This window comes from Pseudomonas brassicacearum, assembly GCF_003732175.1.
GTDB classification, from domain to species: Bacteria; Pseudomonadota; Gammaproteobacteria; order Pseudomonadales; family Pseudomonadaceae; genus Aquipseudomonas; species Aquipseudomonas brassicacearum_G.
In genome coordinates this window covers 166,030-188,155 of the sequence record NZ_MOBI01000002.1, presented here as the reverse complement: position 1 = coordinate 188,155, position 22,126 = coordinate 166,030, and the positions used below count along the sequence as shown (strand labels likewise).

The following is a 22,126-nucleotide window of genomic DNA, read 5'->3' as shown; positions in this document are numbered from 1 at the left end:
TTACTTTGTGAGTGCGTTCGTTGATGGAATCAGTACAATCGCGCACTTTGCCCCAACGAGCATGGATGCAGTCCAGCGGGGCGGCCACGAGAAGTTCTGATGCTCATCGGTAGCTATTCCCCTGCGCTGGTTCTGATCTCCCTTTGCGTGGCGATTCTTGCCTCCTATACCGCCCTGGACCTGACCGGTCGCATCGCAACCGCCAAAGGCCGCGCAGTTCACTTTTGGACGGCGGGTGGCGCGTTGGCGATGGGTATCGGCGTCTGGTCGATGCACTTCATTGGCATGCTGGCGTTCAGGTTGCCGATCATCCTCGGCTACGATATCGGTATCACCGCGTTGTCGCTGGTGATCGCCATTCTGTCCTGCGGGTTCGCGCTGTGGCTGGTCAGCCAGCCGCGTATGCCGGGCTGGCAACTGGCGTTTGGCGCATTGATCATGGGCGCGGGCATCAGCGGCATGCATTACACCGGCATGGCCGCCATGCGCATGCAGCCGGGTATCGATTACGATCCGACATTGTTTGGTGCTTCGCTGGTGATCGCGGTCGGCGCTTCGGCCGCGGCATTGTGGATTGCCTTTCGTTTACGCCAGAACACCCCGTATGTGCGCCTCGTTCGTGGCGGCGCCGCGGTGATCATGGGTATCGCGATTGTCGGCATGCACTACACGGGGATGGCGGCCGCGCGATTTGCCGAAGGTAGCTACTGTGGCGTGGCACTCGACGGTTTGAGTGGCAAGGGCCTGGACAATCTGGTGCTGGTCACCACTCTGGCAGTGTTGAGCATCGCGCTGCTGACGTCGATCCTCGACGCACGCCTGGAAGCACGTACCGCCGAGTTGGCCAACTCCTTGACCCTGGCCAACCGCGAACTCACCCAGCTGGCGTTGCACGATCCCCTGACCGGGTTGCCGAACCGTGTGCTGTTGGCCGATCGCATCGATCAAGCCATGCATGTGGTGCAGGAGCAGGGCGGCTGTTTTGCGTTGATGTTCATCGATCTTGATGGTTTCAAACCGGTCAACGATGCCTTTGGTCACCATATAGGCGACCAGTTGCTGCGTGAAGTCGGCGTACGTTTGCGCGAGGACCTGCGCGGCCAGGACACGCTGGCGCGGATAGGCGGCGATGAATTCGTGTTGCTGGTGCAGCTCGCCGAACCTGACGATGCCTTGCGTCTGGCGGCGCGCCAGGTGGGGTTGATCTCCCGCGTGTTCCGGGTCGCCGAACACGACTTGCAGATCTCTGCCAGCGTTGGCATTGCCGTATACCCCGGCAACGGACAAACCCCGCAAGAACTGCTGATGAACGCCGACGCGGCGATGTATCACGCCAAGGGTGCCGGCAAGAACGGCTACAGCTTCTTCGATGCCTCGATGAATACCAACGCCCGCAAGCAACTGCAAATGCTTCAGGATTTGCGTAATGCGCTCGAGCAACAGCAATTCAGCCTGCACTACCAACCCAAGTTTGACGCCAGCAATGGTCGGCCGGTCGGTGCCGAAGCCTTGCTGCGCTGGGAACACCCGACCCTGGGCATGCTGCTGCCGGACAAGTTCATCGAACTGGCGGAGAAAACCGGGTTGATCATTCCGATCGGCGACTGGGTGCTCAACGAAGCGTGTCGGCAAATGAGCGTCTGGCACGTCCAGGGTTACACCCACTGGCGCATTGCGGTGAATCTCTCGGCGTTGCAGTTCTGTCATGCCGGGCTGGTTCAAAGCGTCGCCAAAGCCTTGGCCACTCACCGTTTGCCGGCCAACAGCCTGACCCTGGAAATCACCGAGACCACCGCCATGAGCGATGCCGACGCGAGCATGACAGTGCTTGCGCAGCTCTCGGAAATGGGTGTCGACCTGTCCATCGACGACTTTGGTACCGGTTATTCGAGCTTGATGTACCTCAAGCGCCTGCCGGCCAATGAGCTGAAGATCGACCGTGGTTTTGTCCGTGACCTTGAGCGCGACAGCGATGACGCGGCGATCGTCTCGGCCATCGTCGCCCTTGGGCAGGCGCTGGGTTTGCGCATCGTCGCCGAAGGCGTGGAAACCGATGTGCAACAGGACTTCCTGACTCAGCTAGGCTGTGATTCCTTGCAGGGCTACCTGCTCGGTCACCCGTTACCGGCCGACCGGTTCATGGTCGATATACACCGGGCCGAGCAATTGGTGACAGTCTGATAGACCTCTGTGGCAGTGACAGTTCATGCAAAACCCGGCATTGGCGGTTATTCTTGCGGCGCAAGGCTTTGGGTTTGAATGGGGGGAATCAACATGGACAAAGTCATCGTAATCACCGGCGGCAGTCGCGGTATCGGCGCCGCTACAGCGCTCCTGGCGGCTGAGCAGGGCTATCGAATCTGCATCAACTACCAGGCTGATGAGCAGGCCGCGCAACAGGTCCTCGAGCAAGTCCGCGCGCTGGGCGCCCAGGCGATTGCGGTGCGCGCAGACGTTAGCATCGAAGATGAAGTGATCAGCCTGTTCCATCGCGTCGACACCGAGCTGGGCCGAGTCACCGCACTGGTGAACAACGCCGGCACCGTCGGACAAAAGTCGCGGGTCGATGAAATGTCCGAATTCCGCATTCTGAAAATCCTGAAAACCAATGTCCTGGCGCCGATTCTCTGCGCCAAGCATGCACTACTGCGCATGTCGCCCAGACATGGCGGGCAGGGCGGCAGCATCGTCAACGTCTCCTCGGTCGCCTCGCGCCTCGGCTCGCCGGGTGAATACGTCGACTACGCAGCCTCCAAGGGTGCGCTGGATACGTTCACCATCGGCCTGTCCAAGGAAGTCGCCGGCGAAGGCATCCGCGTCAATGCCGTGCGTCCCGGCTACATCTACACCGACTTCCATGCCCTGAGCGGTGACCCGGATCGGGTCAGCAAGCTTGAATCGGGCATTCCCATGGCCCGTGGCGGCCGCCCGGATGAAGTGGCCGAGGCGATTATCTGGCTGCTGTCGGACAAGGCTTCTTATGCGACCGGGACCTTTGTTGACTTGGGTGGCGGGCGTTAAACCTCAGGTTTTGCTTTGTCAGTGCCACCCTCATCGCGAGCAGGCTCGCTCCCACAGGGGAATGCGTTTCACATGTGGGAGCGAGCCTGCTCGCGATAGCAACGGTCGGGGCGACTCAAGTCTCAAAACGAACGCACAATCCGCCCTAACGTTTCCATCGCCTTTTCGGCATCCTCGGTCCACGGGCTGCCGTAGTTCAAACGAATGCAATTCCTGAAGCGCTGGGTCGGTGAAAAGATCGGTCCCGGCGCAATGCTGATGCCTTGGGCCAACGCCATCTGGAACAACTTCAACGAATCCATTTGCGATGGCAATTCCAGCCACAGGAAGTAGCCGCCAGCCGGTTGGCTGACGCGGGTTTGGGCCGGGAAGTAGCGGGCGATGGCCGCGAGCATGGCGCTTTGCTGTTCTTCGAGGGCGTAACGCAGTTTGCGCAGGTGGCGGTCGTAACCGCCGTGTTGCAGGTAATCGGCGATCGCCGTCTGGGCCGGCATCGAGGCGCAGAGCGAGGTCATCAGCTTCAGCCGTTCGATTTTCTGCGCGTAGCGCCCGGCGGCGACCCAACCGATGCGGTAACCGGGAGCGAGGCTTTTGGCGAACGAGCCGCAGTGCATCACCAGCCCTTCGGTGTCGAAGGCTTTGGCCGGTTTCGGCGCTTGCTGGCCGTAATAGAGCTCGGCGTAGACATCGTCCTCAATCAGCGGCACTTGATGGCTGCGCAACAACTCGACCAGTTCCTGTTTCTTGGCCTCGGGCATGGTTGCGCCCATCGGGTTCTGGAAACTGGTCATGCACCAGCAGGCTTTGATCGGGTGGCGTTCGAGGGTTTGCGCCAGCACGCCGAGGTCGATGCCGTCGCGCGGGTGCACGGGGATTTCCACTGCTTTGAGTTTGAGTCGCTCAAGCACCTGCAGGCTGGCATAGAACGCCGGGGCTTCGATGGCCACCAGGTCGCCAGGTTCGGTGACCGCTTGCAGGCACAGGTTCAGCGCTTCGAGCGCACCGTTGGTGATCAGCAGCTCTTCCATGGGCAGCATCAGGCCGCCGACCATGTAGCGCAGGGCGATTTGCCGGCGCAATTGCGGATTGCCCGGCGACATGTCGGTCACCACCATGCGTGGGTCCATTTCCCGGGCGGCACTGGCCAGCGAGCGTGACAGGCGTTGCAGTGGAAACAGCGTCGGGCTCGGGAAGGCCGAGCCGAAGGGTACGGTGTTCGGGTCCTTGATCGAGTCGAGCACCGAGAACACCAGTTCACTGACGTCGACTTCGGTGGATTCGTTGACCTGGCTGCTGATCACCGGCTCCGAGAACGGGCTCGGCGCATGGGTGTTGACGAAGTAGCCGGAGCGCGGCCGGGCGCGGATCAGCCCGCGACGCTCCAGCAGGTAATAAGCCTGGAACACCGTGGACGGGCTGACCCCGTAAGTCTGGCTGGCGTAACGCACCGAGGGTACGCGCTGGCCAGGGCCGAGCACCCCGGAGCGGATCAGTTCAGCAATGTCGTCAGCGAATTTTTCGTAGCGTTTCATCTAGGACCCGGATTTGACGGAAAACAGGCGACACATACTTCTGTGGCGAGTGGAGCTCTTTGTGGCGAGGGGGCTCGCCCCCGTTGGGCTGCGCAGCAGCCCCTTCATTTGTTCATACAGATGGATATGACATGCAAGTGTTACGACTGCTTCGCAGTCGAACGGGGGCAAGCCCCCTCGCCACAATGACTTTGCTCAACCTGAGGCTCCCTGACTGGGCGCAGAGTTTAAAGGCTCAACGATTCAACGGTGCAACAAAACGGCTTTGTGCCACGCTGTTCGCCGAAGGTTCATCGCTGTCAGTGATCTTGAAGCTGATCTTCTGCGAGCTACTGCTTGGCTTGTCGGTGGTCATGGCCACTGAAACAGGCACATCAACAATTTCTCCCGGCGCCAGGCTCAACTCGGTCTTGCCCTGCAGCTGGAAGCCGTCGCCGTCCACCAAGGACAAACGATAGTCCTGCCGCTGTTGGGTTTTGTTGATGACTTTGAGGCTGTAGATGTTTTCGATCTGCCCCTGGCTGTTTTCGCGAAACAGGCCACGGTCTTTGCTGACGTCCAGCGAGACCATCGGCCGCTCCATCAGCGCTAGCGTCAGTGCACCAATCATTACCACCAGCACCGCGGTGTAGCCGATCAACCGAGGCCGCAGCAGGTGCGTCTTGCCACCTTGCAACTCATGCTCGGAGGTATAGCTGATCAGGCCACGGGCATAGCCCATTTTGTCCATGATCGAATCGCAGGCGTCGATACATGCCGCGCAGCCAATGCACTCCATTTGCAAACCGTCGCGAATGTCGATGCCGGTCGGGCAGACCTGCACGCACAGGTGACAGTCGATGCAATCACCCAGACCCACGGCGGCCGGCTTGACCTCGCGTTTGCGCGGGCCACGGCTTTCGCCACGGGCAGCGTCGTAGGAAATGGTCAGCGTGTCTTTGTCGAACATCACGCTCTGGAACCGCGCATACGGACACATGTGCATGCACACGGCTTCACGCAGCCAACCGGCGTTGATGTAGGTCGCGCCGGTGAAGAACAGTACCCAGAACAGACTGACGCCGCCCATTTGCAGGGTCAGCAGCTCATTGGCCAGTGGGCGAATCGGCGTGAAGTAGCCGACAAACGTCAGCCCCGTCAGCACACTGATGGCCAGCCACATCGTGTGTTTGGCCGAGCGACGCAGCAGTTTGTTCGGGCCCCAGGGTGCGGCTTGCAGCTTGATCCGCTGATTGCGCTCGCCCTCGGTGACTTTTTCGCACCACATGAACAGCCAGGTGAAGGAGCTCTGCGGGCAGGTATAGCCACACCAGACTCGCCCGGCGAACACGGTGATCGCGAACAGGCCGAAGGCGCAGATGATCAGCAGCGCCGAGAGCAGGATGAAATCCTGCGGCCAGAACGTCGCGCCGAAGATATGGAATTTGCTTTCCGACAAGTCCCAGAGTACGGCCTGCCGGCCGCCCCAGTTCAGCCACACAGTGCCGAAAAACGCCAGGAACAGAAACCCCGCGCCGCTCAGGCGCAAGGTACGGAACAAGCCGGTGAAGCTGCGGGTGTGAATCTGGTTGTCACTGGATTTGGCCTTCATCTTTGGACGCGAAGGCTCGAATGTCTCTACTAATCGGACGGGGATTCTATCGCTCATGGTCTTTCGCTCATCAGCCTCCATCAGGCAGATGAACTATGATCACCGAACTGTTTGCATAACAGACTCAGGTATTGGATTAAAAAGCGGATCAGATGAGTCCTTGATCCGCCCCTGCGACAACTTGATGCACCCCGGCAGGCGCGGCGACAGCGCCTGTCACAGGCGTCTGCGGCGATCTCTGATCTGCGTCAGTCAAATCACCGAATCACCGTTGGTGACCATCAGGTGCCGGCGACCATCGGTAGCACCTGCTACGGTTAATGCGTCGGCTTCTGCTTCGGTGATGTAGAAGCGCAGGTCATCGAGGTCCACCGCCGACATGGCTTTGTCCGCGTCGGTAATGATCGTTACATCGGCAGCAAGGCGAATCTCTTCGCCGTTCTCGGTGATGAAGAAGCAGACCTGGTTTTCGATTCGCACGGTCATGAGGGTCACCCTTTTCTGCGGGATCTAAAAGGTTAGGGCACAGGTCTTGCTCATCGTTCGGTCTAACCGATTAGTGGTCATGGAGCGTGGCTAAAGTGAAAGGATCTGAACTTTTGGCAGCGCCCGGCGCTCGGAACCTAAGTAGCGTCATGCAAGCAGCACACGATCAAGCAAAGGAGCGTCCATGGGGCGTAAGGGGCGAGGCTCGATGACGACTGAAAAACCGACTGAGCTGCAGTACAACCCGCAACTGCCACTGTCGCAGGCTTTGCTGCTGCCGCGGATTGTCATCGAGAGCACCATGCCTGTGATCGATGGCGGCCAGTTTGCGGCCAAGGCTATCGAAAGGCAGGCGGTGACGGTGACCAGCAAGGTTTTTGCCGACGGTCACGATACGCTTGCGGTGCGCGTGCGTTGGCGTGCCGAGGCCGACTCGATCTGGCAGAGCGAAGTCATGACCGATCTCGGTAATAACACCTGGCAGGGGCAGTTCAGCGTCGCAATGCCAGGAAGGTATCGGTTTTGCATCGAAGCCTGGCTCGACCAGTTCGCCAGTTTCTGTCATGAACTGGAGAAAAAGCATGTCGCGGGTGTGCCGGTCAGCCTGGAGCTGCAAGAAGGGCGCATCCAGGTACTGCAGGCGGCGGAGCGCAGTGACGGTCAGTTGAGCAAGAAACTTGCAGCGCTGCACCATGAGCTGGCCGGGCTGCTTGAAACCGAGCAAGTCGCGCTGTTTTTGCACCCGCGCAGTGCCGGGCTGATGGCCGAGGCCGATCTGCGTCCCTACCTCAGCCTGAGTCCGGAGTACCCGCTGGACGTCGAGCGCGAACGTGCGCAGTTCGCCAGTTGGTATGAGTTGTTTCCTCGCTCGATCACCGAAGATCCGGATCGCCACGGTACGTTCAACGATGTGCATTCACGCCTGGCGATGATCCAGGACATGGGCTTTGACGTGTTGTACTTCCCGCCGATCCACCCGATTGGTCGCAGCTATCGCAAAGGTCCCAACAACGCCCTGACCGCCGGCCCTGATGACCACGGCAGCCCGTACGCCATCGGCGGTATTGAGGGGGGGCACGAGGCGATTCACCCGCAGTTGGGCAGTCGCGAGGACTTCCGTCGTCTGGTCAAGGCCGCCGCCGCACACGGGTTGGAGATCGCTCTGGATTTCGCCATTCAATGCTCCCAGGACCATCCGTGGCTGAAGCAGCATCCGGGCTGGTTCAACTGGCGGCCGGACGGCACCATCAAATACGCCGAAAACCCGCCGAAGAAATACCAGGACATCGTCAACGTCGACTTCTACACCAGCGAGGCGATTCCCAGCCTGTGGCTGGAGCTGCGGGACATTGTGGTCGGTTGGGTCGAGGAGGGCGTGAAGATCTTCCGCGTCGACAATCCGCACACCAAACCCTTGCCGTTCTGGCAGTGGCTGATCGGAGATGTGCGGGCGTTGTATCCCGAAGTGATCTTCCTGGCCGAGGCCTTTACCACCCCGGCGATGATGGCGCGCCTGGGCAAGGTCGGTTACTCCCAGAGCTACACCTATTTCACCTGGCGTAACACCAAGCACGAATTGGCGACGTACCTCACCGAGCTGAACCAGTCGCCCTGGCGCGAGTGCTTTCGGCCCAACTTTTTCGTCAATACGCCCGACATCAATCCAGGCTTTCTCCACGAGTCGGGCCGCGCAGGCTTTCTGATCCGGGCTGCGCTGGCGACCATGGGCTCGGGCCTGTGGGGCATGTATTCGGGGTTTGAACTGTGCGAGTCGGCGCCAGTGCCGGGCAAGGAGGAATACCTCGACTCCGAGAAGTATGAAATCCGTGTCCGGGACTTCACTGCACCGGGCAACATCATCGCCGAGATCGCCCAGCTCAACCGCATTCGCCGGCAAAATCCGGCCTTGCACAGCCATCTGGGTCTGCAGGTCTACAACGTGTGGAACGACAACATTCTGTACTTCGGTAAACGCGCGGCCGATGGCAGCAATTTTATTCTGGTGGCGGTCAGCCTCGACCCGTTCAACGCCCAGGAGGCGCACTTCGAATTGCCGCTGTGGGAGATGGGCCTGCCCGACGACGCGGTGACCCTGGGTGAAGACCTGATGAACGGCCACCGCTGGGACTGGCACGGCAAGACCCAATGGATGCGCATCGAGCCGTGGCACCAGCCGTTCGGGATTTGGCGGATAACGGCAACTTGAAGTTGATGCAGTTTTTGTGGCGAGGGGGCTTGCCCCCGCTGGGCTGCGAAGCAGACCCCGGTCCAGAGAGCCCATTTTTCAGGCACGCCGCGTGCGCAGATTTTACGACTGCTACGCCCGAACGCGGACCGGCCGACGGGGGCAAGCCCCCTCGCCACAGAGAAGCCTCATCGAATCGAGCAGGAGTTTCCAATGGCGAAGAAACCCAGGTCAGCCACCTTCAGCAACGACCCGCTCTGGTACAAGGATGCGGTGATTTATCAGGTTCACGTAAAGTCTTATTTCGACTCCAACAACGACGGAATCGGCGACTTTCCCGGTTTGATCGCCAAACTGGATTACATCGCCGATCTGGGCGTCAACACCATCTGGTTGCTGCCGTTTTACCCCTCGCCACGCCGCGACGATGGCTACGACATTGCCGAATACCGTGGCGTACACCGCGACTACGGAACCCTCGCCGACGCCAAGCGCTTTATAGCCGAGGCTCACAATCGAGGCTTGCGGGTGATCACCGAGCTGGTCATCAACCACACCTCCGATCAACATCCCTGGTTTCAGCGGGCGCGCAAGGCCAAGCCAGGCTCAAAGGCGCGGGATTTCTATGTCTGGTCCGATGACGATCAAAAGTACGACGGCACGCGGGTCATTTTTCTCGACACCGAGAAGTCCAACTGGACCTGGGACCCAGTGGCCGGCCAATACTTCTGGCACCGTTTTTATTCGCATCAACCGGACCTGAACTTCGACAACCCGCAGGTCATGAAAGCCGTGCTCTCAGTGATGCGCTACTGGCTGGACCTGGGCATCGACGGCCTGCGCCTGGATGCGATTCCCTACCTGATCGAGCGTGACGGCACCAACAACGAGAACCTCCCCGAGACTCATGCGGTGCTCAAGCAGATTCGCGCCGAGATCGACGCCCATTACCCGGATCGCATGCTGCTGGCCGAAGCCAATCAATGGCCGGAAGACACGCAGCTGTATTTCGGAGATACCAAGGGCGATAACGGCGACGAATGCCACATGGCCTTTCACTTCCCGCTGATGCCGCGCATGTACATGGCGCTGGCCCAGGAAGACCGTTTTCCGATCACCGATATCCTGCGCCAGACTCCGGAGATTCCGGCCAACTGCCAATGGGCGATTTTCCTGCGCAACCATGATGAGCTGACCCTGGAGATGGTCACCGACAAGGAGCGCGATTACCTGTGGAACTACTACGCGGCTGACCGCCGCGCGCGAATCAACCTCGGCATTCGCCGGCGTCTGGCACCGTTGATGGAGCGTGATCGGCGCCGCGTCGAGTTGCTCAACAGCCTGCTGTTGTCGATGCCCGGGACGCCGACGCTGTACTACGGCGACGAAATCGGCATGGGGGACAATATCTATCTCGGCGACCGCGATGGCGTGCGCACACCGATGCAGTGGTCGATCGACCGTAATGGCGGGTTCTCCCGCGCCGACCCGGCGAGTCTGGTGCTGCCGCCGATCATGGACCCGCTCTACGGCTACCCGTCGGTGAACGTCGAAACCCAGGCTGGCGACCCGCATTCATTGCTGAACTGGACCCGGCGCATGCTGGCGATCCGCAAGCAGTCCAAGGCCTTTGGTCGGGGCAGCTTGAAAATGCTCTCGCCGAGCAACCGGCGGATTCTTGCGTATACCCGTGAATACACCGGTGATGACGGTAAACACGAAATCATCCTTTGCGTGGCCAACGTTTCGCGCAGTGCCCAAGCGGCCGAGCTGGACCTTTCGGCCTTCGCTGGAATGGTTCCCGTGGAAATGCTCGGCGGCAATGCATTCCCGCCGATTGGCCAGCTCAACTTTCTGCTGACCCTGGCGCCGTACGGCTTTTATTGGTTTGTGCTGGCAGCGGAAAACCAGATGCCGAGCTGGCACGTCGAGCCTGCGCAAAGCTTGCCGGACTTCACCACCCTGGTACTAAAAAAGCGCATGGAAGAGCTGCTCGAGGCGCCATCGCGCACCCTTCTGGAGCAAAGCGCGCTGCCAAGCTGGTTGCACAATCGACGTTGGTTCGCCGGCAAGGACTCCAGTATCGAAACGGTGCACATTGCTTACGGTGTGCGTTTTGGTGATCCGCTGCATCCGGTGCTGTTCAGCGAAATCGAGGTGGTCAGCGACGGTCAGACCAGTCGTTACCAACTGCCGTTCGGGTTTCTGGCTGAAGACCAGGTGGGCGCCGCATTGCCGCAGCAACTGGCGTTGTCACGAGTGCGGCGCGGGCGGCAGGTGGGCTTGGTGACGGACGCGTTCAGCCTCGACAGCTTCATTCGTGCGGTGATCCAGGCGATGCAGGCGCACACTGTGCTGGACGCCAGTGACGGCGAAATTCGTTTCGAACCGACTGCCGGGCTGCTGAACCTCAATCTGGAGGCTGACTGCGATGTGCGCTACTTGTCGGCCGAGCAATCCAACAGCTCCGCGGTGATTGGCGGCAGCGTTGTACTCAAGCTGATCCGCAAGGTCGCCAGTGGCGTGCATCCGGAACTGGAGATGGGCGCCTACCTGACGGCCGCCGGGTTCAAGCATATTTCACCGCTGCTCGGCTCGGTGATTCGCCGAGATCTGCAAGGTGAAGACACTCTGCTGATGATCGCCCAAGGGTATCTGAGCAATCAGGGCGATGCCTGGGAATGGACCCAGAACAACCTTGAACGGGCAATTCGCGATGAGTTGGCCGAGGCCATGTCCGAGCAGGAACAGCACTACAACGCGCTCGGTGAATTGAAAGATTTCGCTGGTATGCTCGGTCAACGGCTCGGGGAAATGCACCAGCTATTGGCCGCGCCCGGTGACAACCCGGCGTTTGGTTTGCGGGTCAGCACGCACAAGGATCAGCAGGCATTGGCGAAAGCGATTGGTGCGCAGCTGGAGCATGCCTTGCAGTTGCTCACACAGCATCAGGCCCGGCTGAGCCCGGGGGACCAAGTGTTGGTGGTGCGTTTGCAGGAGCAGAAGAAAACCATCCTCAGGCACATTCAGGAGCTGGCGGAAAAAGCGGTGGGTGGTTTGCAGATACGTGTCCACGGTGATCTGCACCTGGGCCAGGTGCTGGTGATCAAGGGCGACGCCTACCTGATCGATTTCGAGGGGGAGCCGGCGCGGCCGTTGCATGAGCGAAGGGGTAAACACAGTCCGTACAAGGATGTGAGCGGCGTGCTGCGTTCGTTCGATTACGCGGCAGCAATGGCCCTGGACGGGCAAGGGGTCGATGGCACCGCGCAGACGCTGGCGGCACGTCAACGGGTAACGGAACGTTACTTGCGTGAGTCCACGGCAGCGTTTGTTCAGGCGTATCGGCAGGCAGCAGCTAGTCTTGCTCATGCCTGGCAGGATCCAGAGGCCGAAGACGCCGCACTGGCGTTGTTCTGCCTGGAGAAGGCAGCCTATGAAGTGGGGTATGAAGCCGAAAATCGTCCCGCCTGGTTGCCTGTGCCATTGCACGGTTTATACGGGTTGTTGAGTGGACTCAAACCCTTTTCCTATGTGAGTGGAGAGCAGTCATGACGGAGCCATCATTGAGGGAGCAGGGACAGGTGAAAGAAACGCTGCTGCCGGCGGCGCGAGACATCGAGGCGCTGGTGCGTGCCGAGCATCAGGATCCCTTTGCGATACTCGGGCCCCATGCGGATGGGGTCGGCGGTCAGTTCATTCGCGCTTACCTGCCGGACGCCTTGAGCGTGCAGGTGATTGCCCGTGACTCCGGCGAAGAACTCGGCAGCTTGAGCCCGACCGAAGTACCGGGGTTGTTCGTCGGGCATTTTGACCAGGTTCGGGCTTACCTGTTGCGCACTCGGTGGGCTGGCGGCGAGCAGACCGCAGAGGATCCTTACAGCTTCGGTCCGTTGTTGGGCGAGATGGATTTGTATCTGTTCGCCGAGGGCAATCACCGGGATCTCAGTGCGTGTCTGGGGGCGCAGTTGAAGAATGTCGAGGGTGTCGACGGCGTACGTTTTGCCGTGTGGGCGCCAAATGCCCGGCGGGTCTCGGTGGTCGGCGATTTCAACGTCTGGGATGGTCGTCGTCACCCGATGCGCTTGCGTCATCCGTCCGGCGTGTGGGAGCTGTTTGTTCCGCGCTTGCAGGCGGGGGAGGCGTACAAGTACGAAATTCTCGGTGCCCATGGGATTCTGCCACTCAAGGCCGACCCCGTGGCACTGGCGACACAGCTACCGCCGGACACTGCCTCGAAAGTCGCCTCACCGTTGCGTATCGATTGGCAGGATCAGGACTGGATGCAGTCGCGCGGCGAGCGCCACCACGCGAGCGCGCCGCTGTCGATTTACGAGCTGCATGCGGGGTCCTGGCAGTGCGAAGTGGACGACGTTGGTGAAGTGGCGCGCCAATACCATTGGGGCGAGCTGGCCGAGCGTCTGATCCCTTACGTGCAGAAACTCGGGTTTACCCATATCGAACTGATGCCGGTCATGGAGCACCCGTTCGGCGGTTCCTGGGGTTATCAGCCGTTATCGCAATTTGCCCCGAGCGCCCGTTACGGCTCGCCCAGTGACTTTGCCGCGTTCGTCAACGCCTGCCATCTGGCCGACATCGGGGTGATCCTCGATTGGGTGCCGGCGCATTTTCCCACCGATACCCATGGCCTCGCGCAGTTCGACGGGACCGCGCTGTACGAGTACGGCAACCCGCTGGAAGGTTTTCACCAGGATTGGGACACGCTGATTTACAACCTCGGACGCACCGAAGTGCATGGCTTCATGCTGGCGTCGGCATTGCACTGGCTCAAACACTTTCACGTCGATGGGCTGCGGGTCGATGCAGTGGCCTCGATGCTGTATCGCGACTATTCACGCAAGGCCGGCGAGTGGGTGCCTAATCGCCACGGTGGTCGGGAGAACCTCGAAGCCATCGATTTTGTCCGCCATCTCAACGACGTGATCGACTTCGAAGCTCCTGGTGCGCTGGTGATTGCCGAGGAGTCCACGGCCTGGCCGGGCGTCAGCCAGGGCACGCAGCATGGCGGGTTAGGGTTTGACTACAAATGGAACATGGGCTGGATGCACGATTCGCTGCATTACATTCAGCAGGACCCGGTCTACCGCGCCCATCATCACAACGAACTGAGCTTTGGCCTGGTTTACGCCTGGTCCGAGCGCTTCATCCTGCCGATTTCCCACGACGAAGTGGTACACGGCAAGCATTCGCTGATCGACAAGATGCCCGGCGATCGCTGGCAGAAGTTCGCCAACTTGCGCGCTTACCTGAGTTTCATGTGGGGGCACCCGGGTAAAAAACTGCTGTTCATGGGCTGTGAGTTCGGCCAGTGGCGCGAATGGAATCACGATCAGCAGCTGGATTGGTACTTGCTGCAATACCCGGAACACCTCGGCGTGCAAAAACTGGTGACTGACCTCAACCAGCTCTACCGCGAAGAGCCGGCGCTGCACGAACAGGACGATGTGCCGCAGGGCTTCCAATGGCTGATTGGCGATGACGCGATGAACAGTGTCTATGCCTGGCTGCGTTGGAGCAAGGAAGGGCGGCCGGTGCTGGTGGTGGCGAACTTCACGCCGGTGCCGCGTCCGGCCTATCGGATTGGCGTGCCCATTGGCGGGCGCTGGAATGAAGTGATCAACAGCGATGCGGGGATCTACGCCGGTTCAAACTACGGCAACGGCGGCGGCGTGATGACCGAAGAGGAGGGCAGCCACGGCCAACCCTTGTCGCTGGTACTGAATCTGCCGCCGTTGGCGGTATTGATGTTGCGTCCAGAGGGTTGATGTTGAGCTGACGTACTGCCTGGCTTCGATTGCCGACTCCTGCAGGGATTGTGATCCTGCGCAGGAGCCGCAATCGCTTGAGCTTACTTGCCGCTGGTCACCAATTCTTCCAGGTGATCCATGATTTCCTGTGGTTTGAGCACCAGCACATCGCTTTCCAGCGAATCGAGCACCACTTCCGCGGTGTTTCCGATCAAGGCCCCCGAGAACCCTGTACGCGCCACGGTACCGATGACGGTCACCGACGCCTGCAATTTATGCGCAATGTGGGGAATCAGCACATCGGCCGGACCTTCTTCGATATGCAGGTGCTCATCGTCGATGTCGAACTCGGCCTGGAACGCTTTGCACGCTTCGCGGTAGCGGGCCTCGATGGTTTCCTTGAGCTGGAACACCGGGTCGGCCGCCGAGAGCATGGGCGACGGATGGGCGCTGATGACGTGCAGATGGGCCTTGGCCAGGTGAGCGATGTCGAAGCCATGATCGACAATGCTCGCATGCAGCACGCGGTGCTCGGGGTCGCTGTTGCCCACGTCGATGGCCGCCAGAATCGTCCCGCCGGTCCACGGTTTCGAGGTTTTCACCAGTAACACCGGACTCGGGCACTGGCGCAGCAGTTTCCAGTCCGCCGGGGTCAGCAGGGCCTTCTTCAGCGGGTTGTCCGAGAAGTGTTGCTTGATCACCAGCCCGCAACCCTCGGCCTGCTGCACATCGATGATGGTTTCATGCAGGCTTTTGTTCCAGGCTTGCTCGGTGGTGACACTATGGCCGTCTTCCTGCAGGCTGGCCTTGAGCACGCTCAACAGCGCCGAGTGATCATGCTCTTTATCGCAGATCAGCAGGTGCAGATGCGCCTGAGTCACCCCGGCGATCAGCTTGGCGCGTTTCAGGGCCAGGCTCTCCTCGGGCAAGGGTTCGATGACCACCAGGATGCTGCGGATGGCTTGCATGGTCGGAATCTCCGATGAATGAAAAACACGTCGTTGCACAACTATAGTTGCTGGTCGTGAACTCGGGTCTTGATGCATATCAAGTGCCGCGACTGGTGGTCTGTCGGCAGGCACGTATAATCGGGCCCCTTCGTTGTGAACCTATTGCCCGTGAGCCTCATGTTACTGAACTCTGAAATCGTCGCTGTCCTGCCCAATGGTCCTGTTGAACTGTCGGAAGTGAGCCAATGATCCTTCCTGAAATTCACGAATTCCTTGGTTGCCGCACGCCCGATGGCTGGGTTCAGGCCGCACTGGCCGACCAGGAAACCCTGCTGATCGACCACAAGAACTGCGAGTTCAAGGCTGCCAGTACCGCGCTCAGCCTGATCGCCAAGTACCATTCGCATGTCGATCTGATCAATTTGATGTCACGCCTGGCCCGGGAAGAGTTGGTACATCACGAGCAAGTCATGCGCCTGATGAAAAAGCGCAAGATCGAACTGCGCCAATTGTCCGCCGGTCGTTACGCCTCGGGTTTGCGCAAAGTGGTGCGCAGCCACGAACCGGTCAAACTGGTCGATACACTGGTGGTCGGGGCGTTTATCGAGGCGCGCAGCTGCGAGCGTTTCGAAGCGTTGGTGCCCCATCTGGATGAAGAACTCGGCAAGTTCTACTTCGGCCTGCTGAAAAGCGAGGCGCGGCATTTCCAAGGATACCTGAAGCTGGCTTACCAGTATGGCGACGCCAAGGACATTGCTCAGGTGATTGATAAGGTGCGCGCCGCCGAACAGGAGCTGATCGAGTCCCCGGACGTCGAGTTCCGTTTCCACAGTGGCGTGCCTGTGGCAAGTCTGTGAAAGAAATCAGGCAAATTGTTAAAAACTCTTAAGAACATGAAAGTTCTCTGAAAACCGGCCCACGAGGCCGGTTTTTGCTGTCTGGCATGTCGGTTGAGGGTGAGATTGGCGCCATAATGCGCGCTCTCAATCATCGGCTCACAGATTGGCACTTATGGACAACCAGGCGTTTGGCAAGGTACTGCTCGTTGAGGATGACGAAAAGCTCGCGGGGTTGATCGCGCACTTCCTCTCCCAACATGGTTTCGAGGTGCGGACTGTGCACCGTGGTGATCTGGCGCTGGCCGCATTTCTCGAATTCAAGCCGAAGGTCGTCGTGCTCGACCTGATGCTGCCTGGCCAGAGCGGCCTGCATGTATGCCGCGAGATCCGCAGCGTGTCCGAGACGCCGATTGTCATCCTCACGGCCAAGGAAGACGACCTGGACCACATCCTGGGCCTGGAGTCCGGTGCCGACGACTACGTCATCAAACCCATCAAGCCGCCGGTGTTGCTGGCCCGGCTGGGTGCCTTGCAACGTCGCCAGACACCGGAAACCACAGTGCGCGGCTCGCTGGAGTTCGGCCGGTTGCTGATTGATCGCAGCTGCCGCGAGGTGCGGCTGGCGGGTGAGAGTATCGAGCTGACCACCATGGAGTTCGAACTGCTGTGGTTGCTGGCCAGCGCCGTCGGCAAGATTCTTTCCCGCGATGACATCCTCAATCGCATGCGCGGCATCGCTTTTGACGGACTCAACCGCAGCGTCGATGTGTACATCAGCAAATTGCGCGGCAAGCTCAAGGACAATCCCAGGGAACCGGTGTGCATCAAGACCGTTTGGGGCAAGGGTTATCTGTTCAATCCATTTGCCTGGGAACTCTAGATGTTAAGGCTGTTTCTGCGTCTGTACGTCGTTCTTGCCTTTGGCTTTGCAGGGGCGATCTGGACGGTCAATTACATTTTTGACGAGCTGTTGCCCGAGGCCAACGAGACCTATAACCGCGAAGCCATGCGCAGGCCAGCTTACAGCCTGGTCGAACTGCTCCGTCCGGTCACCGGCATTGCGCGTGATGAGCGCCTGGCGGAGCTGAAAACCCACTACGGCCTGCGCCTGAAGCTGGTGCAGAGCAGTGAGCTGAGTCTCTCTGAGCGAGAGCAAAAACTGCTGGCTGACGGTCTGTTGGTCGTGCGCGGGGATTTCAACGAGTTTATCGCCAACATCGATGGCGGCCCGCAATTGTTGAACATCAGACTCCCGGAGGAACCCAAGTGGCTGTATGTCTGGGCCTACGCTTTACTGGGCGTGTTTCTGGCCTTTGTCCTGTACTTCTGGGTGCGACCGCACTGGCGCGACCTTGAACTGATCAGAGTGACCGCGCAACGTTTCGGCGATAACGATCTGACCTCGCGCATTCAGTTGTCCAAACGCTCGAACATTCGCGTCCTGGCCGAGCATTTCAACCAGATGGCCGCGCGTATTGAAGGCTTGATTGCCAATCAGCGCGAGCTGACCAATGCGGTGTCTCATGAGTTGTGCACGCCGATTGCGCGCTTGTCGTTTGAACTCGATCAACTCAAGCAACAGGCCGATCCGAGCGAGCGCAAAGCGCTGATTGCCGACATGTACGCCGACCTCGGTGAGCTGGAAGAGATGGTTTCCGAATTACTGACCTACGCCAGTCTTGAGCGTGGTGCCACGGTGATCAGTCTCGAAAATATTCAGGCTCAGAGTTGGCTCGACAGTGTGGTCGGCAGCGTTGCCCTGGAGGCCGAGGCGGCTGGTGTGCAGCTGTCGATTCGCGCCTGTGAGGTCGACTATGTGCGGATCGAGCCGCGCTTTATGGCGCGGGCGGTGATCAACCTGCTGCGCAATGCCATTCGCTACGCCGAGCGGCGGGTGGAGGTCTCGCTAGCGCAGGGTGAACACGGCTATGAAGTGTTGGTCAACGACGATGGCCCCGGTGTGCCGCTGGAGAGGCGCGAGAAGATTTTCGAGCCGTTCTCGCGACTCGACACCAGTCGCGACCGTCGCACCGGCGGTTTCGGTCTGGGCCTGGCGCTGGTTTGGCGGGTGTCGCAATCGCACGGCGGCAAGGTCGACGTCAGTGATTCGCCGTGGGGCGGCGCGTCGTTTCGCATGACCTGGGCGAATGTTAAACCAGCGTAGGAGCAGCCTTCGGCAGCTCCTGCGCGATCAGAAGCTGTATTTCACCTGGCCGGCCAACGAAGTCTGCATCCGTCGTTCGACGATCGGGCTGTCCGCTGCATCGCCATTCAGATATTGCACTGCCAACAAAGTCGAGAATTCGGTTTGATCATTGATCGGCACTGACCAGGTCAACGCTGCGCCTCGGCTGACCATCCCGCCGTGGGTGGCGTAGGCCCGGAACTCGCTGCGTGACGCCTGGGTCGTGCTCACGCCGTACCAGGTCCGCACGTAGTCGGCATCACCGAACACGCTGTTGAGGCTGCCATCCAGGCTGCCGTATTCGCCTTCATAGAGGCTGGTGCTGATACTCAGCTCCAGCCGGTTGTAGGCGGAGTCGGTGTCGCGGTCGTCATCGCTCTTTTTCAGCGCGTGCTCCAGGGTGGCGCCGACAACCACCTCGCCCAAGGTGTAGTGAATACTGGCGCCCAGTTGCGGGCGGGATTTGATCGAGCCCATACCATCCAGGCGACTCGAGCCCTTGAACCTCGACTTGCGGTCCTTGCGCGTTTCACTCAGGCCAACGTAGGTGCTGAATGCCAGGTCACCCCATTCGTTCTGCCAGCCCAGACCACGTTCGGTGTCGAGGAAGATGCCATAAGGGCTGACAATCTGGCCGCCGAACAGCGGCGCGTTCACGCGTTCATCGCTGCCACTGTAGCGTGGCGCATTGGCCACACCCGCCTGCATGCTGTAATGCCAGTCTTCGGCCTGCAAGTGCTCGGTCGAGGCCAGCAGGCAGATGGACGTCAGCGAAAGACAAAAAGTTTTGCGGTTTTTCAGAGCAAGCATGAGACACCCGGCGGGGATTAGGATACCGCCCATGCTAGGGACGTTCAGGCGTGCAATCTTTGAGAGCTTTGTCGGGAAACTGTCAAAGACTGTTAACGGCTCAGGTGCAGCCGCTCGTGCCACTCGGCGATGGATTCTTGCGGGTAGACCTCGAACTGTTGATCGCCGGGATGTAGTTCGACTTCGACCCACGAGGCTTTTGAACCGAGCATCAAGTGTGTGTGTTCCGGCGGCACCGGCAGCGGGGTGTCGATGGCCGAAGCAAAGGGGTGAATCAACTCGGGCCATTCAGGACTGAACAACCACAAGCCACTGCCGCAGAGCGAACAGAAGTGCCGTTCGGCGCTGCTGTAGTGGGCTCGCCGGGCGCCGTCATCCTTGAGGCGTGCGTGATAGATCGAGATGTGTTTGCGACCGCGGACTTTCAGGCTTTTCGCCTCGCCGCCGAGGTTGATTGCGTAGCCGCCAGCGCCTTGAGTCTTGCGGCAGATCGAGCAATAACAACGTTGATACGGGTAGGGGTGGGCACTGTTCAGGCTGAACGACACCGCGCCGCAATGGCAGGAACCTTCAAGCTGCATGGGGCAAATCTCCAAAAGGTCGCGCGGACTTCCTGGAACAGCCTAGCAGTTCAGCAATACTTCAGCCCTTGGCATCAGCCTCTGCGGGTCGCAGCGTTCCAGTGCGAACCGAGCCCGTAGCGGCCGGTTCGCCTGGTTGAAGGTCGTGGCATATCACTGAGTTTTTTTCGCAACTTCGTGCCGGTCCTCCCGCTTCTCCTCTTCATTGCGGTACAGCTTGTCGGCATTTTTTTTCTGAACATCGGAAAAGGTGCCATACAGAGCGCTAAACGCCGTTGCAAGCTTCTGCATATTGTCTGCGTGCAATTGGGCTAATTTGGCATAGGTTGCCATCGCATCATCGGCACTTAACGATGAGAGCTTCTCCGCACGCTCCATAAAGGCTGTATCAGCATTGTGTGCGTTGTCGCGTATGGTTTGCGCATAGGCATCCCATTGTGCTGACTGCTTGTCGGTGATTTTCAGCTTGGCGTGTAGTTCGCTGATCCTCTTCTCTACAACGTCCATGTGCTTTTTGGTGTGAGTGGCAGCCTTCTGTGACTGTTCGGCAGGAGTGCTGGCAGCCGTCGTTTGTGCCGAGACAGAAGTGGTGAGCAATGCCAGCATCAACGCTGCTGGCATAGCCGCTTTCAGTACGAAGTTGTTCATGTCGTTATATCCGGATTGAGTTGTCGGATTGACGACCGCTGCATGGGATATATCAGTGTGAGCGGCGGTCGCTCGGGTTTCAGGTGGCTGCGCAGCTTAATAGCCATTGGAATTGTACGTGTTGGGATAGTAGTACCTGACTCCCGGTGGTGGTGGCGGAGGGGGTTCCCGGTAAATCACGGCGGGCGGCGCCCGCACCGCACTTGCGGCCGCTGCTCCCACGACTGCGCCAATGAGTACCGCTCCCAAATCGCTGCCGCCCCTACCACGATAGTCACCACCACCGCCGCGATAGTCACGACGGTTGTCATGGCCTCCACGATAGTCGCGATGGTAAACCTGCCGGCCGTAGCCGTCCCGCTGATAGTCGTGTTGTGCTTGTGCCGGTAGCGCGGCAGCTGCCACCGTGAAAGCGACGAGCATTACTGCTAGTCGTCGGTATAAAGGTACTTGCGAATACTGAGTCATGAGTCGTGCCTCTTTGGATGAGGGAATCACTGAACCCCACCGTCCACTGGATGAGCAGGAGGATCGTGACCGTTCTGACCTGGCAGCGATCTACCTCACGCTAGATTGACTCAGCGACCGGCGCGGGTCTGTTCGGTAGCGCACTCTTGCGCCCGGTACAGAGCGACTAAAGCGGATGCGCTGGGGGACAGCGCTCGGACCACGACGGCCGCACTATAATTAATCTGTCGATGACACGAGAGAGGGTCCAGCTATGAAAACTCACTCCTTCCAGCATTACTCTCATAATCTGGGAATGGCCGTTCACGACGCGTGGATTACTACCCGGGTGAAATCGGCGCTGACATTTGCAGAGCCGACTCTCGGCATGCACGTCAATGTCAAAACCCATGCCGGTACGGTAGCGTTGAGCGGTCGCGTTAACACCCATAAAGAATGCGAGCGGGTGGTAGAACTCGCCCGCTCGGTGAGTGGTGTCAACGAAATCGATGCCAAAGACCTGCTGACTCATGTGTTCACTCCGGGGCATCTCCCCGAAGCGCCCAATGCTGAAGAAAGCACCGAGTATCGGCCGCAATCGTCGGACAGAAAGATGGATGACAAATGATGCTGGCAATCGTGTGAGCGCCGCGCTCCCGGCTGGGAAGCGCGGCGCAGGGCGGTACATCGGGTATGGCAGGATGATAGGGACGCCATCCCTTTGATCGTCAATAAAATGGCGGAAATATTGGGTTTTACCGTCTTCTCGCAATATTTGATCATGTTCGTTACGACTTATTGACAGTGGCAGTCCGGCATCATCACAATTGCGCGCCATTGCCGAGGTAACAAGAGAGTCTAGGGGGGTGGTGAACGGCGGAAAAAGCAGCGTCTCGTTTTTTCTGGCCGCTCCATATTGCCTTGCAAGTTCGCTCCCTGAGCATCACTGGGAGCTGCTTGGCAATGCGGCATCCTATTTGCTGACCAAGTCCGATACTGAGCTTTGCTCGGTGCGCTGATACTGGGTGTCAGAAAAGTGACTCCCTTGCAACGCTGTGTCGGAGAGAAGGTGCTCGTCGCATC

16 protein-coding genes are annotated in these 22,126 nt (G+C 59.5%); 9 read left to right on the top strand and 7 right to left on the bottom strand.

The window, feature by feature from the left end:
- The first annotated feature begins 99 nt into the window (after positions 1–99).
- The gene (locus BK658_RS01935) at positions 100–2,181 is read left to right on the top strand and encodes a putative bifunctional diguanylate cyclase/phosphodiesterase (protein ID WP_123580691.1); all 2,082 of its coding nucleotides are present in this window, start codon (positions 100–102) and stop codon (positions 2,179–2,181) included.
- 93 nt (positions 2,182–2,274) lie between these two features.
- Positions 2,275–3,021, top strand: coding sequence for an SDR family oxidoreductase (locus tag BK658_RS01930; RefSeq protein ID WP_123580689.1), 747 nt, complete (start codon positions 2,275–2,277; stop codon positions 3,019–3,021).
- A gap of 122 nt (positions 3,022–3,143) precedes the next feature.
- Here BK658_RS01930 and mapR read toward each other — a convergent pair whose 3' ends face one another.
- The 3 genes from mapR to BK658_RS01915 form a co-directional block, all read right to left on the bottom strand.
- Positions 3,144–4,553 (bottom strand): GntR family transcriptional regulator MpaR, encoded by a 1,410-nt coding sequence (gene mapR / locus BK658_RS01925; protein ID WP_123580687.1) that lies wholly within the window; start codon positions 4,551–4,553, stop codon positions 3,144–3,146.
- Between the two features lie 235 nt (positions 4,554–4,788).
- Positions 4,789–6,201, bottom strand: coding sequence for a cytochrome c oxidase accessory protein CcoG (gene ccoG, locus BK658_RS01920; protein ID WP_123580685.1), 1,413 nt, complete (start codon positions 6,199–6,201; stop codon positions 4,789–4,791).
- 195 nt (positions 6,202–6,396) lie between these two features.
- On the bottom strand, positions 6,397–6,630 hold the full coding sequence (locus BK658_RS01915; protein WP_123580683.1) for a DUF3203 family protein: 234 nt from the start codon (positions 6,628–6,630) through the stop codon (positions 6,397–6,399).
- 208 nt (positions 6,631–6,838) lie between these two features.
- On the opposite strand from BK658_RS01915, the gene BK658_RS01910 reads away from it, so the two are divergent.
- The 3 genes from BK658_RS01910 (at position 6,839) to glgB (ending at position 14,601) form a co-directional block, all read left to right on the top strand.
- Entirely contained in the window at positions 6,839–8,836 is a 1,998-nt protein-coding gene (locus tag BK658_RS01910) for an alpha-1,4-glucan--maltose-1-phosphate maltosyltransferase (protein ID WP_123580681.1), read from the top strand.
- Positions 8,837–9,028: 192 nt separating this feature from the next.
- Entirely contained in the window at positions 9,029–12,370 is a 3,342-nt protein-coding gene (treS, locus tag BK658_RS01905) for a maltose alpha-D-glucosyltransferase (protein WP_123580680.1), read from the top strand.
- Positions 12,367–14,601, top strand: a complete 2,235-nt coding sequence (gene glgB / locus BK658_RS01900) for a 1,4-alpha-glucan branching protein GlgB (protein ID WP_123580677.1) — start codon at positions 12,367–12,369, stop codon at positions 14,599–14,601. Before treS ends, glgB begins: the two co-directional genes overlap by 4 nt.
- Before the next feature lie 83 nt (positions 14,602–14,684).
- Here the strand turns inward: glgB and BK658_RS01895 are convergent, their stop codons facing one another.
- Positions 14,685–15,551 carry a universal stress protein gene (locus tag BK658_RS01895; RefSeq protein ID WP_123580675.1) on the bottom strand — a complete coding sequence of 289 codons (867 nt, stop codon included), beginning with the start codon at positions 15,549–15,551 and terminating at the stop codon, positions 14,685–14,687.
- A 227-nt stretch (positions 15,552–15,778) separates the two neighbouring features.
- On the opposite strand from BK658_RS01895, the gene BK658_RS01890 reads away from it, so the two are divergent.
- From BK658_RS01890 to BK658_RS01880, 3 genes are all read left to right on the top strand, one after another.
- Positions 15,779–16,390: a MiaE family protein gene (locus BK658_RS01890; RefSeq protein ID WP_123580673.1), complete on the top strand. Its 612-nt coding sequence runs from the start codon at positions 15,779–15,781 to the stop codon at positions 16,388–16,390.
- Between the two features lie 154 nt (positions 16,391–16,544).
- Positions 16,545–17,252, top strand: a complete 708-nt coding sequence (locus BK658_RS01885) for a winged helix-turn-helix domain-containing protein (protein ID WP_123580671.1) — start codon at positions 16,545–16,547, stop codon at positions 17,250–17,252.
- Positions 17,253–18,536: an ATP-binding protein gene (locus BK658_RS01880; RefSeq protein ID WP_123580669.1), complete on the top strand. Its 1,284-nt coding sequence runs from the start codon at positions 17,253–17,255 to the stop codon at positions 18,534–18,536. It abuts the gene before it with no gap.
- A 27-nt stretch (positions 18,537–18,563) separates the two neighbouring features.
- Here BK658_RS01880 and BK658_RS01875 read toward each other — a convergent pair whose 3' ends face one another.
- From BK658_RS01875 to BK658_RS01865, 3 genes are all read right to left on the bottom strand, one after another.
- Positions 18,564–19,367, bottom strand: coding sequence for a MipA/OmpV family protein (locus BK658_RS01875; protein ID WP_123580667.1), 804 nt, complete (start codon positions 19,365–19,367; stop codon positions 18,564–18,566).
- Positions 19,368–19,459: 92 nt separating this feature from the next.
- Positions 19,460–19,948, bottom strand: coding sequence for a GFA family protein (locus tag BK658_RS01870; protein WP_123580665.1), 489 nt, complete (start codon positions 19,946–19,948; stop codon positions 19,460–19,462).
- A gap of 153 nt (positions 19,949–20,101) precedes the next feature.
- Positions 20,102–20,596 carry a Spy/CpxP family protein refolding chaperone gene (locus BK658_RS01865; protein ID WP_123580663.1) on the bottom strand — a complete coding sequence of 165 codons (495 nt, stop codon included), beginning with the start codon at positions 20,594–20,596 and terminating at the stop codon, positions 20,102–20,104.
- A 721-nt stretch (positions 20,597–21,317) separates the two neighbouring features.
- Between BK658_RS01865 and BK658_RS01860 the strand changes: the two genes are divergently transcribed.
- Positions 21,318–21,671 (top strand): BON domain-containing protein, encoded by a 354-nt coding sequence (locus tag BK658_RS01860; RefSeq protein ID WP_123580661.1) that lies wholly within the window; start codon positions 21,318–21,320, stop codon positions 21,669–21,671.
- The last annotated feature ends 455 nt before the right edge of the window (positions 21,672–22,126 follow it).